13 protein-coding genes are annotated in these 16,506 nt (G+C 72.3%); 6 read left to right on the forward strand and 7 right to left on the reverse strand.

Features of this window, described 5'->3' with window-relative positions:
• Positions 1-168 precede the first annotated feature (168 nt).
• Positions 169-1,368 (reverse strand): glycosyltransferase family 2 protein, encoded by a 1,200-nt coding sequence (locus tag MFF64_RS04470; RefSeq protein ID WP_099908126.1) that lies wholly within the window; start codon positions 1,366-1,368, stop codon positions 169-171.
• Positions 1,369-1,445: 77 nt separating this feature from the next.
• On the reverse strand, positions 1,446-2,189 hold the full coding sequence (locus MFF64_RS04475) for an exopolysaccharide biosynthesis polyprenyl glycosylphosphotransferase (RefSeq protein ID WP_238189793.1): 744 nt from the start codon (positions 2,187-2,189) through the stop codon (positions 1,446-1,448).
• 404 nt (positions 2,190-2,593) lie between these two features.
• Between MFF64_RS04475 and MFF64_RS04480 the strand changes: the two genes are divergently transcribed.
• The gene (locus MFF64_RS04480) at positions 2,594-3,979 is read left to right on the forward strand and encodes a polysaccharide biosynthesis/export family protein (RefSeq protein WP_099908130.1); all 1,386 of its coding nucleotides are present in this window, start codon (positions 2,594-2,596) and stop codon (positions 3,977-3,979) included.
• Between the two features lie 151 nt (positions 3,980-4,130).
• On the opposite strand, the gene MFF64_RS04485 is transcribed toward MFF64_RS04480, so the two are convergent.
• Entirely contained in the window at positions 4,131-4,511 is a 381-nt protein-coding gene (locus MFF64_RS04485; protein WP_425324418.1) for a hypothetical protein, read from the reverse strand.
• Positions 4,512-4,624: 113 nt separating this feature from the next.
• Between MFF64_RS04485 and MFF64_RS04490 the strand changes: the two genes are divergently transcribed.
• The 4 genes from MFF64_RS04490 (at position 4,625) to MFF64_RS04505 (ending at position 9,160) form a co-directional block, all read left to right on the forward strand.
• Positions 4,625-5,845 (forward strand): GNAT family N-acetyltransferase, encoded by a 1,221-nt coding sequence (locus MFF64_RS04490; RefSeq protein WP_099908132.1) that lies wholly within the window; start codon positions 4,625-4,627, stop codon positions 5,843-5,845.
• Positions 5,846-5,930: 85 nt separating this feature from the next.
• A complete protein-coding gene (locus MFF64_RS04495; protein WP_099908134.1) occupies positions 5,931-7,292 on the forward strand; it encodes a serine hydrolase domain-containing protein in 1,362 nt (453 codons plus the stop codon).
• A 119-nt stretch (positions 7,293-7,411) separates the two neighbouring features.
• Positions 7,412-8,581, forward strand: coding sequence for a M20 aminoacylase family protein (locus MFF64_RS04500; protein WP_099908136.1), 1,170 nt, complete (start codon positions 7,412-7,414; stop codon positions 8,579-8,581).
• Between the two features lie 147 nt (positions 8,582-8,728).
• The gene (locus MFF64_RS04505; RefSeq protein WP_099908137.1) at positions 8,729-9,160 is read left to right on the forward strand and encodes an HIT family protein; all 432 of its coding nucleotides are present in this window, start codon (positions 8,729-8,731) and stop codon (positions 9,158-9,160) included.
• A gap of 400 nt (positions 9,161-9,560) precedes the next feature.
• On the opposite strand, the gene MFF64_RS04510 is transcribed toward MFF64_RS04505, so the two are convergent.
• The 4 genes from MFF64_RS04510 to MFF64_RS04525 all read right to left on the reverse strand — a co-directional run bounded on the left by MFF64_RS04510 (position 9,561) and on the right by MFF64_RS04525 (position 15,511).
• On the reverse strand, positions 9,561-11,714 hold the full coding sequence (locus tag MFF64_RS04510) for a GumC family protein (protein WP_238189796.1): 2,154 nt from the start codon (positions 11,712-11,714) through the stop codon (positions 9,561-9,563).
• 97 nt (positions 11,715-11,811) lie between these two features.
• Positions 11,812-13,182 (reverse strand): O-antigen ligase family protein, encoded by a 1,371-nt coding sequence (locus tag MFF64_RS04515; protein WP_099907504.1) that lies wholly within the window; start codon positions 13,180-13,182, stop codon positions 11,812-11,814.
• Positions 13,176-14,501 carry a lipopolysaccharide biosynthesis protein gene (locus MFF64_RS04520; RefSeq protein ID WP_099907502.1) on the reverse strand — a complete coding sequence of 442 codons (1,326 nt, stop codon included), beginning with the start codon at positions 14,499-14,501 and terminating at the stop codon, positions 13,176-13,178. The genes MFF64_RS04515 and MFF64_RS04520 overlap by 7 nt, the downstream gene beginning before the upstream one ends.
• Complete coding sequence (locus MFF64_RS04525; RefSeq protein ID WP_099907500.1) at positions 14,498-15,511, reverse strand: lipid II:glycine glycyltransferase FemX; 1,014 nt, start codon at positions 15,509-15,511, stop codon at positions 14,498-14,500. The genes MFF64_RS04520 and MFF64_RS04525 overlap by 4 nt, the downstream gene beginning before the upstream one ends.
• A gap of 199 nt (positions 15,512-15,710) precedes the next feature.
• Between MFF64_RS04525 and MFF64_RS04530 the strand changes: the two genes are divergently transcribed.
• Positions 15,711-16,505, forward strand: coding sequence for a polysaccharide deacetylase family protein (locus MFF64_RS04530; RefSeq protein ID WP_238189798.1), 795 nt, complete (start codon positions 15,711-15,713; stop codon positions 16,503-16,505).
• Position 16,506 lies beyond the last annotated feature (1 nt).

The raw sequence follows: 16,506 nt of genomic DNA on the forward strand, positions 1-16,506 counted from the left end.
TTCGTTCAAATCTTCAAAGTCGTTCCGGGGCCGCGCGGCGGAGCCCCGGAACGACTTGGATAGGCGTCAACTCTGTCCGTGCGAGCCGGACCGGGTTCGAGCAAGCGTGCCGGGGACCTTTCATCCCCGACGCCATGGCCCTACCCCCATGGCCCTACCCCCATGGCCCTACCCCATTGTGGGCCCCTCCCCGGCCCGCTCGGTCCGCACCCAGTCCGTCTGCCTCCGGACCGCGAAGCGCGCCAGGATTCCGGCCTTGCCGGCGACGAGGCGCGGCGCGGCCGCGAGGTCCTGCCACCGCACCAGGCCACGGCCCCAGCGCCGGGCCGCGAGACAGAGGGCGAGGACGAGGATGGCGAGGCTGGCCGCCGTGATCAGCAGCGGCCCCGCCCCGCCGCCGAGGGCCCACCAAGCGAGGGCGAGGCCGGCGAGCCCGGCCTCCGCCAGCGCGAGGGTCACCAGGGGCAGAACGCAGAGGTCGAGGGCCATGGCGGCGAGCCGGGCATCGCCGCGGTGCAGGGCGGCGCGGAGAAGCCTGCCGGCATAGGGCAGGATCAGCGACAGGTGGCCGTGCTCCCAGCGCGTCTGCTGCGCCCGCCGTGCCGCCGCGCCGGCGGGGAGCGCGCTCGTCACCTCGGCCTGCGGACAGAAGCGGGGTGGATGGCCGGCCAGCGCCAGGTCGAGGCCGAGCTTGAGGTCCTCGGCGAGGTGCCCGTTCGCCAGCCCGACCGTGGCGAGGAGGCGGGTCGGCACCGCGAAGCCGGTGCCCGAGATGCCGCAGGGCCAGCCGAGGCGGCTCCCCCCCAGGGGGCGGCCGATCTGCTTCACCACCGTGGCGAAGGTCGCGAGGCGCAACGCGGAGGAGGCCTGCGGCGGTGGCTCGAGACGGTAGGCCGCCTGGACCGGCCCGTCGAGGGCGGCGCTCAGGCGCGCGATCCGGTCGAGAGCGGCCGGCGCCAGGGCGCAGTCGGCATCCACCACCACCAGGGTCTCGGGCAGGCCGGTGCGGGCGAGGTGGCGATAGCCGGCATCGAGGGCGTAGCCCTTGCCGCGCCGCTCAGGGTCGTGGCGCTCCACCACCTCGGCCCCGGCGGTTCGGGCGGCGACGGCGGTGGCGTCGCGGCAATTGTCGGCCACGACCAGGAGGCGGTCGCCGGGGCCGAGGCCGGGGCGGAGGGCCGCCACCGTGGCGGCGATCTGTCCGGCCTCGTCATGGGCCGGGACCAGCACGGCCAGGGACGGCCGGCGCGCGGCCATCGGCGCAGGGCGCAAGGGCGGCAGCGAGGCCACCACCTGCGCGGCGAGGACCAGGACCGGCACCGCGGCGGCGAGCGCCAGGGCGCAGAAGAAAAGATCGATGAGGGTCATCGGGGTCAAAAATCCTCGAACCAAGAATCCTCGCCCGGCCACGCGGGCGCGCAGCCGGGACATGACGGCATGGCGATTCAGTAGGCGGCTTGCGGGCGGAAGATCTCGCGCAGCGTCATCCCGAGGATGATCAGGTCGAGCAGCAGCGACCAATGCTCGATATAGGCGAGATCAAGATCGACTCGGCGCTGCATCGCGGCGGCGTTCGGCGTCTCGCCGCGGCAACCGCGCACCTGGGCCCAGCCGGTGATGCCCGGGCGCACCGCGTGGCGCTCGGCGTAGCGGGCGACGGTGACGGTGAATTCCGCGTCATGCGCCATCGCGTGGGGCCGCGGCCCGACCAGGGACATCGATCCGAGGAGCACGTTCACGAGCTGGGGCAGCTCGTCGAGGCTGGTGCGGCGCAGGACGCGGCCGATGCGGGTCACCCGCGGGTCGTCGCGCCGGGCCTGGCGGATCACGCTGCCGTTCTCGCAGCAGGTCATGGTGCGGAACTTCCACACCCGGAACGGCCGGTTGCCGAGGCCGATGCGGCTCTGGCGAAACAGCACCGGGCCGGGTGAATCGCACTTGATCAGCACCGCAATGACGAGGAAGAACGGCAGCAGCAGGATCAACCCGAGGACGGCGCCCACCACGTCGAGGACGCGCTTGGCGACCAGGCCCGCCCCGGGCCGGCGTGCGATCGCCGGACGGGCTCGGGCGACGACCGGCGCGGTGCCGGCCTCGACCGCCGGCGTGAGCGCCAGGGTCCCGGAGCTCAGCGCTCCCGGGGTCAGAAGCCCCGGGGCGAGCAGGAGCGAGAGGCCGCCGGCCGGCACCGCCCCCCCGATCCCGCTCCCGGCAATCCCGTTACTGCCAAGTTCATCACCACCGCCCACGCGGGATTGCGGTCGTGCTCCACGAGCCATGCGCCGTCTCCACCGTTAACGAGCGATTAACGATAGGCAGAGGCGCGATGGTCAGGTCAATTTCACCACAATATCACACAGATATACGTTGCTTTATCTTATGGTACCTCGTTCGGATGCAGGTATCTCACCAGAAGAAGCGAACGTGAACGTGGGTCGAAGAGGCAAGGCGCGGGGGGCGATGCGGCACCTACCGCTTATTGGGAGGCTGCGCCGTTGCGCCGGACGGACGAGGGTTCCGGCATTATCCAGTACGAGCCCGGCATGGCGCGTGCCGGGCTGAGAGCCTGCCTGGACGAGAAGGCCTGATCCGCATGCGAGCAGCACACCGTCTTCCCGCCTCCCTCCGGCGCGGGCTCCTCCTCGGCGCGATGTGCCTGCCGGCCGGGCTCGCGGGCGCGGCGAGCGGGCCGCGTCCCGCGATCTCCCCCGCTCCGCCCCCGCCGCCGGCCGCCACGAGCAGCCTTCCGAGCAGCCCTGCCGGCTACGCCCTCGGGCCGCTCGACCGCATCCGGCTGCGAGTGTTCGAGTGGCGGGCGAGCCGCGACGAGATCTTCGCCTGGACGGCGCTCAACGACGAGTTCACCATCGGGGCCGACGGCACGCTGTCCCTGCCGATCATCGGCGACATCCCGGTGGCCGGCCTGCCGACCCGCGAGGTCGGCCGGCTGGTGGCCAGGCGCCTGCGCGACCGGATGGACCTGGCGGACCCGCCCGATACCGCGGTCGAGATCGCCGTCTACCGGCCGTTCTACATCAGCGGTGCCGTCGACAAGCCCGGGGAATACGCCTTCCGGCCGGGGCTCACCGTCGGCAAGGCGGTGGCGCTGGCCGGCGGACCGCCGCGGGTCACCGATGGCGGGCTGCTGCGCCTGGAGCGCGACGCGATCACCGCGCGCGGCGACCTCGCCGGCCTGCAGAAGGACCGCGACCAGCTCACCCTGCGGCTGGCGCGCTTCGCCGCCGAGCGCGACGACAAGCCGAAATTCGAGCTGCCGAAGGAGCTGACGGGGCGCCCGGATCCCGGCTTGCTGGCGCTCATCGACCGCGAGACCTCGATCTTCGAGGCGCGGCGCAAGGCGCTGGCGACCCAGGTCGACGCCATCGAGGATCTCAAGCGCTTCCTGCGCCAGCAGATCGACGCGCTCAACGGCCAGCTCGCCACCATCGACACCCAGATCAAGCTGATCGCCACCGAGATCCGCAGCAACGAGCAGCTCGCCGAGCGCGGCCTCGCCACGCAGCAGCGCACCATCGCGGCAGGCCGCTCGATGGCGCAGATGGAGAGCGAGAAGCTGCGCACCACCACCGACCTCCTGCGGGCCCGCGAATCGATCTCGCGCGCCGACCTCTCGATCCTCGACCTGCGCAGCCGGCGCGCCACCGAGGTCACGGCTGAGATGCGCGACACCCAGCGGATGCTGGAGCAGCTGAAGCCCCGGATCGAGGTGGCCGAGCGGCTGATCATCGAGGCCGAGGTCTCCGCTCCGCGCTTCCTCACCGACCGCGCCCAGGCCCGCCGCGCCAAGCCGACCTACCGCGTCAGCCGCCAGACCGGCACGGCAGTGCAGGAGATCGGCGCCGACGAGACCACGACGCTGATGCCGGGCGATTCCGTGAGCGTCGAACTGCCCAACATCGACCTGCCGGCCGTGTCCTGGCCGGCGCCGCGGACGGGGGCGATGACGTCGTTGAATTAGCGGTTCAACGCGTGAAGAGTGACGAAACTCTTCATACCGCCCCGGTCGTCATAAAGCTTCGCGTCATTCCGGGGCCGCGCAAGCGGACCCCGGAATCCGGACACCCAGGTGGCGAAGGTCGCGTGCTCCCGGCGGCGGATGCGTGACCGCGTCACCGCCGCCCGCGCCACCACGCGACGACGCGCGCCCACTTCGCCGCCAACCACCGGGCCGACCGCTCCAGCGCCGGCTTCATGCCCGGCAGGTCCTCGCTGAGGAGGGCGAGCCCCAGCGGCAGCATCCACAGGCCGAAGATCGGCAGGATCGCGAGGAAGCCGCCCAGGATCAGCAGCAGGGCAGCCGGGATCCTGACCCAGCGCCGGGACGGCGCGCGCAGCCAAGCGATAGAATCGCCGACCCGCTTGGGCAGGAGGTCGAGCAGCCGGGCGATCCGGTCGTCCCAGGCCTGGGCCAGCGGATTCGGGGAGCCTTGCGAGGATGTCGGCATCGCCGTGGGGACGCGCGGGCGCGCCGAGGTGTCGTCGGGGATCATGGTGCGAAACAAAGCGGCAAGGTGGCCGGACGGTTCCCAATCCTGCGGGTCACCGGGCCTGCGAGGCCGCGCCGCATTGCCGAGACACGGCCTGCGACCTAACTCCAGGTCCCATGGAGAAGACCGGCGAAGCAGGGTGCGGCGCCACCCCGGCGGCGGGCGCCTTGCAGGTCCGCGTCGTCCAGCGCATCTCCGAGATCGCGGCGGCCGATTGGGATCGCTGCGCCCTCTCGGCCGAATCGCTCGCGGGGGCGGCCGAGAGCCACAACCCCTTCGTCAGCCACGCCTTCCTGTCGGCGCTGGAGGATTCCGCCTGCGTCGGCGGCCGCACCGGCTGGCTGCCGCTGCACGTCGCCGCCGAGCGCGATCGCCAGGTCATGGGTTACGCGCCCTGCTACCTGAAATCCCACTCCCAGGGCGAGTACGTGTTCGATCACGGCTGGGCTGACGCGTTCGAGCGCGCCGGCGGCCGCTACTACCCGAAGCTCCAGGTCAGCGTACCGTTCACGCCCGTGACGGGGCCGCGCTTCCTGATCGCCCCGGGCGAGGACCCGGAGGAGGCCACCGCCGCTCTCGTCGCCGGCCTGCGGGCGTTGCGCCGGCAGGTCGAGGCCTCGTCGATCCACGCCACGTTCCTGCCCGAGGTCGAGGCCGAGCGGGCGGGCGAGCTCGGCTTCCTGCGCCGGGTCGACCAGCAGTTCCACTGGGACAATGCCGGCTATTCCAGCTTCGACGATTTCCTCGGGGCGCTCGCCTCGCGCAAGCGCAAGGCGATCAAGCGCGAGCGGCGCGACGCGCTCGCGGCCGGGCTCACGGTCGAGTGGGTCACCGGCTCCGACCTGACGGAGGCGCATTGGGATGCCTTCTACCGGTTCTATCGGGATACCGGCTCGCGCAAATGGGGCCGGCCCTATCTCAACCGGCGCTTCTTCTCGCTCATCGGCGAGCGCATGCCGGAACGCATCCTGCTGGTGATGGCCCGGCGCGAGGGGCAATACGTGGCCGGTGCCATCAACCTGATCGGCGACCGCGCCCTCTACGGCCGCAACTGGGGCTGCATCGAGGACCATCCGTTCCTGCATTTCGAGGTCTGCTATTACCAGGCGATCGACTTCGCGATCAGCCGCGGCCTCGCCCGGGTCGAGGCCGGCGCACAGGGCGAGCACAAGCTCGCCCGGGGCTACCGCCCGGTCATCACGCACTCGGCCCACGACATCGCCGATCCCGGCCTGCGCGCGGCGATCGCCGACTACCTCGCCCGCGAGGCGCGCCACGTCGAAGCGGCGGCGGAAGCCCTCGACTCGGCGACGCCGTTCCGGAAGGGCGAGGACTAACAGCACCGTAGCGCACCGTCTTCCAGGCAGCTACGCTCGCCGAACGGGGCCCGCAAAGAGGCTCCGGTTCGGGAGCGACAACGTCATGCGGACGAACGAGGGAGGGCGCGGATTCGCGTCCCGCCGATTCCTGCTGGGCTGCATCGGGGCGGTCGTCACCGCGCTCGCCACGCCGGCCCTGGCGGATCAGGCCCTGAGGCCACGCGGCGGCGAGGCTCTGGCGCCGGCCCGGCCGGAGGAGGTCGGGCTGTCCTCCGAGCGGCTCGGCCGGATCAGCCACGTGATGCAGGAGGAGGTGGCGGCCGGCCGCCTGCCCGGCGCCGTGGTGATGATCGCCCGGCGCGGCCGCCTCGCCTATGCCGAGAGCTTCGGGTTCCGCGACAAGGCCGCCGGGGCGCCGCTGGCCAAGGACGCGATCTTCCGCATCTACTCGATGACGAAGCCGCTCGCCTCGGTCGCCGCGATGACGCTGGTCGAGGACGGCCGGCTCCAGCTCACCGACACGGTCTCGAAATACCTGCCCGAGTTCAAGGACCTGAAGGTGGCGGCAAGCCGCCCCAACGCGCTGGGCGAAGCCTCGCCCGACCTCGTGCCGGCGGAACGCGCGCCGACCGTGCAGGACCTCCTGCGCCATACTGCCGGCCTCGCCTACGGCGAGATCACCACCAACCCGGTGGTGAAGGCAGCCTACGCCAAAGCCGGCCTGTTCAAGCCCGACTTCGACTACAACACCACCGACCTCACCCCGGAGGAATTCACGACGCGGATCGCGGCGGCGCCGCTGGCCTACCAGCCGGGCACGGTCTGGCAGTACAGCTTGGCCGTCGACGTGCTCGGCCGCGTCGTCGAGAAGGCCTCGGGCCAGCGCCTCGGCGACTACCTCGCGGAGCGGGTGCTGCGGCCGCTGAAGATGAGCGAGACCGGCTTCTCGGTGCCCGCCGAGAAGACCGGCCGGATCGCCCAGGCCCTGCCGAACGATCCCGCCACCGGGGCGCCGAACCGGCTCATCGACGGCGCGGTGCCGAAGAACGATTCCGGCGGCGCCGGCGGCTACGGCACGGCCGCGGATTACCTTCGCTTCGCCCAGGCGCTCCTCGACGGCGGCAGCCTCGACGGTGCCCGGGTGCTCAGCCGCACCAGCGTCGAACTCATGACCGCCGACCATCTCGGCGACCGGATCAGGCCGGTGGTCAGCCCCGGCGAGCTGCTGATGGGCGTGCCCGGCTACACGTTCGGCCTCGGCTTCATGGTGCGGAAGGACGCCGGCATCGCCGGCGTGCCGGGCTCCAAGGGCGAGTTCCTATGGGCGGGCTATGCCGGCACGTTCTTCTGGGTCGATCCCAAGGAGGACCTGGCGGTGGTGATGATGACCCAGGCACCGGGACCGAGCCGGGCCTATTATCGGCGCGAGATCAAGCAGCTCGTCTACGGCGCCATCGCCGATTGAGGCATCGGGGGCGCGGGCAGTCATGCATCCGCGCCCCTGGACTCAGATGTACCGGCACCGGAGGATGCGCGCCGTCCGGCCCGCGCATCACGGGCCGAAGTCCGGAGCGTTCAAGCCGCATGTCCCCGATCGACCGCATCTCCGCCGACCTCGAGGCGCTCACCGCCATCCGACGCGATTTCCACGCCCATCCCGAGCTCGGCTTCGAGGAGGTGCGCACCTCCGGCATCGTGGCGGACAAGCTCGCCTCCTGGGGGATCGAGGTGCATCGCGAGGTCGGCCGCACCGGCGTCGTCGGCATCCTCAAGGGCCGCGGCACCAGCACCCGGCGCATCGGGCTGCGCGCCGACATGGACGCCCTGCCGATCGAGGAGGCGACCAACCTCCCCTACCGCTCGACCGTGCCGGGCAAGATGCACGCCTGCGGCCATGACGGCCACACCACGATGCTGCTCGGGGCCGCCAAGTACCTGGCCGAGACCCGCGACTTCGACGGGACCGCGGTGTTCATCTTCCAGCCCGCGGAGGAGGGCCTGGGGGGAGCCCGCGCCATGCTGGCCGACGGGCTGTTCGCGCGCTTCCCCTGCGACGAGGTCTACGGCCTGCACAACAACCCGAGCGGGCGGACCGGCGAGCTCTCGGTGCGGCCCGGCCCCGCCATGGCGGCGGCCGACTTCTTCGACATCCGGATCATCGGCCGCGGCGCCCACGGGGCGCAGCCGAACCGCGGCATCGACCCTGTGGTCGTCCAGGCCGCCCTGGTCCAGGCGCTGCAGACCATCGTCAGCCGCAATGCCGACCCGCTGCAATCGGCGGTGCTCTCGATCACCCAGGTCCATGCCGGCGCGGCCTACAACGTCATCCCGGAGGAGGCCCACCTCGCCGGCACGATCCGCACCTTCGACGACGACATCCGCGCCCTGGTCGCCAGGCGCATGCGCGAGATCGCGGCCGGCGTGGCGGCGACCTTCGGGGCCGAGATCACGGTCGAGATCCGCGACATCTTCTCGGTTCTGCGCAACAGCGAGGAGCAGACCCGCGCCGCCGCCGAGATCGCCACCGAATTGTTCGGCGCGGCCAAGGTCGACACCACGCCCGAGCCCAAGATGGGCAGCGAGGACTTCGCCGACATGCTGCACGCGGTGCCGGGCGCCTATGCCTGGCTCGGGGGCAAGGCCGGCGCGAACCTGCACAACGCCGCCTTCGATTTCGACGACGCGATCATCCCGCTCGGGGCGGCGTACCTCGCACGGCTGGTCGAGCGGCGTTCGGCGGCGGCGGCTGGCTGAGGCCGGTTCCGGGCGGAAGGGCGTTCGGGTAAGGTCCGGGCGACACCATCTCTCAGCGTCATCCCGGGTTCCGCTGCGCGGCCCCGGGCTGACGGGAGGGTGGCACGATCGGCGAGCGAGCCGATCAGACTCGACCAGGACAGGACGATGACCGGAACCGCCTACGACCCCCAGAACATCTTCGGCAAGATCCTCCGGGGCGAGGTGCCCTGCCACAAAGTCTACGAGAACGAGCACGTCATCGCGTTCATGGACGTGATGCCCCAGGCCGACGGCCACACGCTGGTGGTACCCAAGGCCGCGAGCCGCAACCTCCTCGACGCAGATCCGGCCGCGCTCGGCCACCTCTACGCCGCGGTGCAGATCGTGGCGCGCGCCGCCAAGGCGGCCTTCGCGGCCGATGGCGTGGCGGTCTACCAGTACAACGAGGCGGCGGCTGGCCAGACCGTGTTCCACCTCCACGTCCACGTCCTGCCCCGGCACGAGGGCGTGTCACCGCGCCGCCACGTCGACGGCATGGCGGATCCGGCGGTGCTGGCGCAGCATGCGGAGCGGATCCGGGCGGCGCTCGCGCATTGATCCGTCGACCGGTCGCAAGCCGCCACACAGGCGGGATCGCATCCATCGCGTACTGCCACCCGCGCCGTGCTCGCGGCTTCCGGCCAGGGAGCGGTCGTGCCGGACTTGAACCAGGGCGGGCAGGGGCCCCGCCGCATCAGGCACCCTGCGCAAGCAACTCATCGCTGTCCGATTCACGGTCGCTCGCGTGGGAGATCAGCCGTGCCTCGCAGTCCAGCCTGATCAGGCGCATCGCTGAGCCCAGGATGTGCGCCGGCTGACAGGATAGGTGCCGACGCTGGCACACTTGGCGTGCACATTTGGGAGAGGGGACCTGCGCTTCCTGTCTTCCCGGACAACTCCGCCCACAGGGAGAAGGGGGAGCCTGCCGTGTCCTCGAGCGGCTCGGATCACCCGCTCCCTACTTCCGCAGATCCGCATCCGTCACGACGAGCCGCGGTCGGCGGTTCGGGCCGATCGCCGTCAGCGCCCGATCCACCGCCGAGAGGCGGCCGCGCCGGGCGCTGACGGCGAGGAGGAGCGCCGGGATGCGCTCGTCGGCGATCAGGCGCTCCGTCACCACGTCACCGCCGACGAGGCCGAGATCGACGACGACGACGTCGGCATCGCTGCGCAGGAGCGCGTCCGCGAAGTGACCGGCGAGGTCCCGCGGCAGGTCCGACGGGCGGGGCAGCACCCGCAGGCCGGACGGCAGGGGCACGAGGGCGTCGGCGAGGGGCGCGCGGGCGCGCAAGGTTCCGGCGAGGTCCCGGGGCGCGGCGGCGCCGAGGTCGCGGGTGAGCAGCCCCTTCGGGTCGGCATCGACCAGAATCACCCGCTCGCGGTCCGCGGCCGCCGAGAGGGCGAGCGAGCGGGCGAGCACCGACTTGCCGGCCCGGTCGTCACCCGCGGTGACGAGGACGACGAGGGGGTTGCCACCCGACTTGCCGCCCGACTTGCCGTCCAGCTTGGCGCCCGGCTCGGCGGCGAGGCGGTGGCGCAGGCGCGCGAGCGCCACCTCGTAGGCCCCGTCGCCCCGGGTGGTGCCGAAATCGGCCCGCAGGGCCGCGGCGCTCGCGGCCTTGCGGGGCGCCCGCGGCAGGGCGTCGAGGCCGGTGCGGCCGAGATGGCCTTCGAGGCGACGGCGCGAACGGACGCGGCCGGCGAGCAGTTCGAGCCCGAGGCTGCCGACGAGGCCGAGGCCGAGGCCGGCGACCAGGGCGGCGCCGAACACGACCGGGGTCGGCGGGCCGATGCGCTTCTCCGGCGGCGAGGCCGGCGAGATGATGCGCGAGGCCGAGGTGTCGAGGCGCTGCTGCTCCTGCAGCTCCCGGGCCCGGACCAGGAAGGCCTCGTAGACCGCCCGGCTCGCCTCGACCTGACGTTCCAGCTCGCGCAGCTGCACGAAGTCGTCGCCGACCTTCAGCGCCTCGGCCTTGCGCCGATCCAGGGTCGTGGTGAGGACCCGGGCGCTCGCCTGGGCGGCCTCGAAGTCGTTGCGGCTCGCCGCGGCGATGCGGCGGATCTCGGCCTCGATCGCCGCGCGCAGGGCCTTCTCCTGCACCACCGCCGCCATGTAGCTCGGATGGCGCCTCCCCAAGGTCTCCTCGGCATCGGCGCGCAGGCGCTCGACGCCCGCGAGCTGCCCGCGCAGGGCCGTGATGGTCGGGTTCTGGACGATCTCGTTGGCGGAATCGAAGCGCCCGCCCGAGAGCACGCTCTCGATCTGGCGCAGGCGGGCGCCGGCCTCCAGCGCCTTCGCCCGGGCGGCACCGAGCTGGTCGCTGAGCTGGGTCAGCTGCTGCTCGCTCACCAGCTGCGAGCGGGTGCCGACGATGTTGCGCTTCGCCCGGAAGGCTTGCGCCTTGTCCTCCGCCTGGCGCAGGGCCTCGCGCAGCTCGGCCAAGCGCCCCTCGATCGCCTCGCCGGCCCGGCGGGTCGTGTCGGAGCGCGTCGCCGCATCGCGGGCGAGGTAGGTCTCGGCGATGCCGCGGGCGAGACGGGCGGCCTTCTCACGGTCCTCGGAGGTGACGCCGAGCTCGAGCACGAAGCTGCGCTCCAGGCGCCGCGCCCCCACGCGGTCGCGCAGGATCCTGAGCGCCGTCAGCCTGGGATCGGCCGGCGGCTCGGTGCGGCCGGTGAGCCGCGCGACCAGGCCCTTGATCGCGCCGAGCAGGGTCTCGCGGCCCTGGAACTCGGGGTCCTGCGTGAGGTCGAACCGGTCGACGGCCCGGCCGAGCACGTCGTCGGATGTCAGGACCCGGAGCTGGCTGTCGACGAGGAGGAGGCTCGCGTCGCTCGCCTGATCCGGCGGGGTCAGCCCGTCCTTGACCACCTGCAGCCCGCGCGGATCGATCAGGATCTGCGTCGAGGCGGCGTATTGCGGCGGGTTCAGCTGCGTCCAGGCCGCCGCGGCGGCGAGGCACAGCACGACGGGCAGCAGCACCGTGAGCCAGCGCAGGCGCACGGTGCGCAGGATCTCCCGCGGGTCGAGGAACCAGGGCTCGCGCCCCTCCTCCCTCCGCGGGACCGCACCGATGAGCAGCCCGTTTCGGACATTCTCGACCATGGTCATGATGCGCCCAAGGCTCCCCAAAGGCTCTCGCTGCGGGTCGGACCTGTTCCGTTCCGGGACGATCGGACGGGAAAACAGTCCTCGTGACCGCTCCGCTTCAAGCGGCGGGCCAGGGCCGCCTCGTCTCGCGCAGGGACGGGACGGGGCCGGCGGCGACCCTCGGCGCCTCGGCCTCGCGCCGCGCCGCCCGCGCGCAGGCCAGCACCGCCACGTAGGCCAGCACGTTGACGTTCCAGTCCTGGAACAGCCCGGGCGTCGTCATCCCGTTGAGGGCCAGCATCAGGATCAGGCAAGCGACGAGGCGGCGGGTGCCGCGATCGGCACGCGCGGCGAAGCGGACCGGCTCGATCAGGGTCAGGATCGCGAAGCACAGGCCGATGATCCCGGTGCCGGCCCAGGCGCTCAGGAACATGTTGTGCGAGCTGGTGATGAACACCGCGTCGCGGCCGAGCTCGTCGGCGAGCCCGGTGGTCGGGATCAGGAGCTGCACGAAGCGGTCGGCGGCCGAGAAGCCCGAGCCGAGCAGGCGGTCCTGCGTCGCCGCGATGAAGGTCGGCCAGAACTGGCCGCGGCCGGTGGCGTTGGCGAGCTCCACCCGGGGTTTCTGGAGGATGACCGAGAGGGCGTCGAGGAGGCCCGGGAAGTTCGACAGGCCGACCATCAGGAACAGGAACAGCACGAGCGAGACCAGCGCCAGGACGATGCCGGAGAAGCGCAGACCCGGGCGGCGCGAGGCGATCAGCAGCCCCGGCCCGACGGCGATCAGCGCCCCCGTCGAGGCGGCCGATCCCGCGACGACGAATCCCGCTGCCGCCAGCACCAGGTAGCGGCCCCGCCGCTTGTTCGGCGGACCGAACACGACCGCGAAGCCGAGGAGCGCGCAGACGAGCGGCATCATGTTGTTCTTGGCCGAGGAGAACACGATGCCGGAGGCGAGGTTCTGAAGGATCTCCGGCGTCACCGCGACGAGCCAGGCGAGCGTCACGATGGCGAGGATATCGGCCAGCCGCCGCCGGATGTCGGGCCGGTCGAAGATCAGGATCGAGGTCAGGGTGAACACCGCGAGTTCCGCGGTGCGGTAGAGCGTGTAGGTCGGCACGATCGACCAGGCGGCGCTCACCCCGTTCACGCCGATCATCATCGTGAACGGCAGGTAGGGCATCGCGAAGGGCAGCAGGAGGATGCGGCGGTCGGCGGCGACCTTCACGATCAGGTAGACGGCCGTGAGGCCGGTGAGCACGATGGTGACGACGTTCGAGGCCGTCAGCCCCTGCTCCAGCACGGCGTTGCCGTCCTCGCGCGGCACCGTGAAGACGAGAGGCATGAAGGCGAACACCACCAGCAGGGCGAGCGGCCAGAACAGCGGCGCGCCGCCGGAGGGCGGATGCGTCTCGAGACGGCGGCGCAGGACCGGATAGGCGACCGTGAACCAGGTCGCGACGCCGATGGCGATCAGGGCGTTCAGCATCGCGGGCTCTCCGCGCTTGAGGCCGGGGCTTTTCGAACGGGGGATCTCGGGGCGGGGGATTTCGGAGCCCCGGCGCGGCCGAGGGCCGCCAGGAGGGCGAGGAGCGAGGCGCCGTGCGCCAGCGCCACCACGGCCGCCGCGCCCGTGGCACCGTAGCGGGTGATGAGCGGCTGGATCAGCGCCAGCGACACCGCGAAGCTGACCGCGAAGGCACGGAAGATCACATCGGTGCGCCGCCGCGCCCGGAAGATCTGCGCCGCCATGTCCCGCAGGAAGATGAACACCACGCCGAGCGCCAGCCAGCGCAAGGACGGCGCGTAGGGCGCGTAAGGAGCCCCGAAGACGAGGCGCAGCCAGAGCTCCGCCGGCAAAGCCACGAGGGCGAGGAGGAGCCCGACCGGGACGCCGAGGCGGCGGGTGACGCCGATGAGATAGGCCCGGAGGGCTGCCTCGCCTCCGGTGTCGTAGGCCCGGCCGGCGCCGGTCGGCACCACGTTCTCGGTCGCGGCGAGCGTCAGGAGCACGAGGCCGACGAGGTATTGCGCCGCCCGCAAGCCACCCAGGGCCTCGTCGCCGAGGACACCCCCGGCCAGGATCCAGACCAGCTGCTCCTGCCCGAAGGTGACGAAGACGACCGGAAGGAGCCAGCGCGCCATCTGCCAGTGGCGCCGGGTGGCGACCGCGAGGTGCCGGCGCCCCGGCGCCGCCCGGCCGAGAAGCGCCGGCAGCGTGGTCAGGAACGCCGTCAGCGCCAGCACCTCGACGAGCCGCGCCGCATCGAGCGGGGTCCCGGCCGCCCACAGGCCCGCGACGGCGAGCGGGAACATCGCCGCCCGGGCGAGGTCCATGGCGAGGGCCCGCCCTCCCCGGCCATAGGCGAAGAGCAGCCGCCTGGCGGTGAGCTGGAGGTTCTGCGCCAGGGTGAGCGCACCGGCGGCGGCGACGAGATCGAGCGGGACCGCCTCGCCGCGGGCGGAGAAGTACAGGGCGAGCGCCCCGGCGACGCCGAGAGCCAGCCCCGCCGCCAGCACCAGGGCGCCGGCGCCGACCGCCGCCGCGTAACGGGCCGGATCGCGGACGGTGCCGGCGAGCGTCATCAGCGGCGCGGTGACGAGCGCGTTGTGCAGCCCCTGCGCGAAGCCTGCCACGATGAGCACTAGGGCGAAGCGCCCGAACCCCTCCATGTCGATCAGGCGCGCCGCCGCGATGCCGGCGAGGAAGCCGAAGCCGCTCACCGCCCCCTGGTCGAGCAGGGAGAGCAGGGCCGGTCCGCCGAGGCGCGCGGGCAGACGCGCGGGAAGTGCGGCGAAGATCCTCACCGGGCGAGCACCGCCCCGGCCGCCGCGGTGACGAGGCGGTGGCGGCCGTAGAGCCAGAGTGGTCCGCTCGACGCGACGTTGCGGGTGAGCCCGCGCTTGAAGTCGTAGACGCCGCGGTTGCTGGCCGGATCGATGCCGCCGAAATCGAATACCCGGCAGCCCTTCTCCATCCCGCGGCAGATGAAGTTCCACACGGCGAGATGGGCTGCCGAGCTGGCCTTGGCCCGCTCGGTCGAGGCGGTGAAGAAGTCGGTGAAGCGATCGCGGCTCAGGTGTGCGATGCGCACCAGGCAGAGCTCCTCTCCCTCCCGCACCTCGAGCATGACGTGACGCGGATCGTTCGCCGCGATGTCGCGGTAGGCGGCGGCGTCGAAATCGTTCGAGAAGCCCTTGCGGGTCTTGAGCGCCGCGTACATCGCCGTGAAGGCGTCGAAGGCGGAAAGCCGCTCGGCCGGATCGTCGAGGAAACGAACGGTGAGCGCCGCGTTGCGCTCGGCCTTGCGCAGGCGCTGGCGCCAGCGCGGATCCGCCCCGGCCAGGACCGCCTCGAGTCCGATCGTGAGGTCCACCTCCAGGGTGTGCCGGCCCGCGGTCGCGACCGGCCGGAACCCTGCCGCCAGGAGACCGAGCACCGCCCCAGGACTCTCGGTCCGGTTGAAATCGACCACCAGCAGGTCGAGCGGCCCGAGGGCCAAGCGGGCGAGCAGCGCGCGGACCACCGCCTCGCCGTGGCGCTCGCCCTTGTCGGTGAGGAGCGGCCCGCCCTGGATATAGGCCTGCCGCGCCGGGCCCCGGCGACGCATCTGTACCTGTGCCAGGCCGAGGAGGTCACCCCCCTCGTCGACGACGCTCAGCCGCTCGACGCCAGCGCCGCGGCGCGCCTTGTAGGTGCCCCAGCCCGAAGCCGAGAAGATGGTGCCGCGCGGCTGCCCCCAGACCGACTCGTCCCAGGTTGGCACGTCCGTCACGGGCAAGACCCGTAATCCAGTCTCACCGTCCGTCTTGGTCATGGGAATCCCGTGCCAGGATGCGACATCGCCCGCCGCCGATGCGCCCGTGACGCAAGCGGCGCACCGCCAGGTCGCGCTCCCGCCTCGTCGGACCGGACTCGTGCCGGGTCGATCGGCGTCCACGTGGTTTCGGGTCTAAGTGTTTTTCTTGGCTTGTCCCCGCCCCGGGCCGGTCTCAACTACGGCGGACGGCTTTCTCATGACGACGGGCGGGATGCTGCACTCCTTCAAGACACTCGCGCGCGATCATCCGGTGGTCCGGTCCCTGGTGCTGCGCGGGCTCGCCCGGCTGCGCCGGCTCGCTCACGCGCCGCCGGGCCTCTACACCCTGTGCTACCACCACGTGCCGGAGCGCCACCGGGCCGGCTTCGCGGCGCAGATCGCCTATCTGCAGCGGCACGGCCGGTTCGTCGGCGCGGACGAGGCGGTGACGTTGCTGGAGTCAGGCGCGGCCACGGCGGAGCGGCACTTCCTCGTCACCTTCGATGACGGCTACGCCGACACGGTCGAGGTCGCGTTGCCGGCTTTGCGCGCGGCTGGGGTGCCGGCGATCCTGTTCCTCGTCAGCGACTGGCTCGACGCGCCGCCGGCGAGCCCACCCGGCCCTTATGCCGGCCGGGATCTGGTGGCCGAATGGCTCGCCGCCGGCATGGAGATCGGCTCGCACAGCGCGAGCCACGCCCGCATCGCGACCCTCGACGACGCCGGGGCCGAACGGGAGATCGCTGCCTCCCGCGCGGCGCTGGAGGCGGCGACGGGGCGGCCGGTCCGGCATTTCGCCTGTCCCTGGGGCGTCGCGGAGCACGATTACCGGCCGGGCCGCGACCCGGGCCTGGCGCTCGCCGCCGGCTACGCCACCTTCTTCACCACGCGCCGCGGCGTCGCGACCGGCGGCCGCGACCTTCCGACGATGCCCCGCCACGTCCTCGAACCGGAATGGCCCCTGCACGAGCTTGACGCCCTGATGGGAGCCCGGCGTGCCAGGGGAGCCTGAT

The organism is Methylobacterium frigidaeris, from assembly GCF_022179185.1.
GTDB lineage: Bacteria > Pseudomonadota > Alphaproteobacteria > Rhizobiales > Beijerinckiaceae > Methylobacterium > Methylobacterium frigidaeris.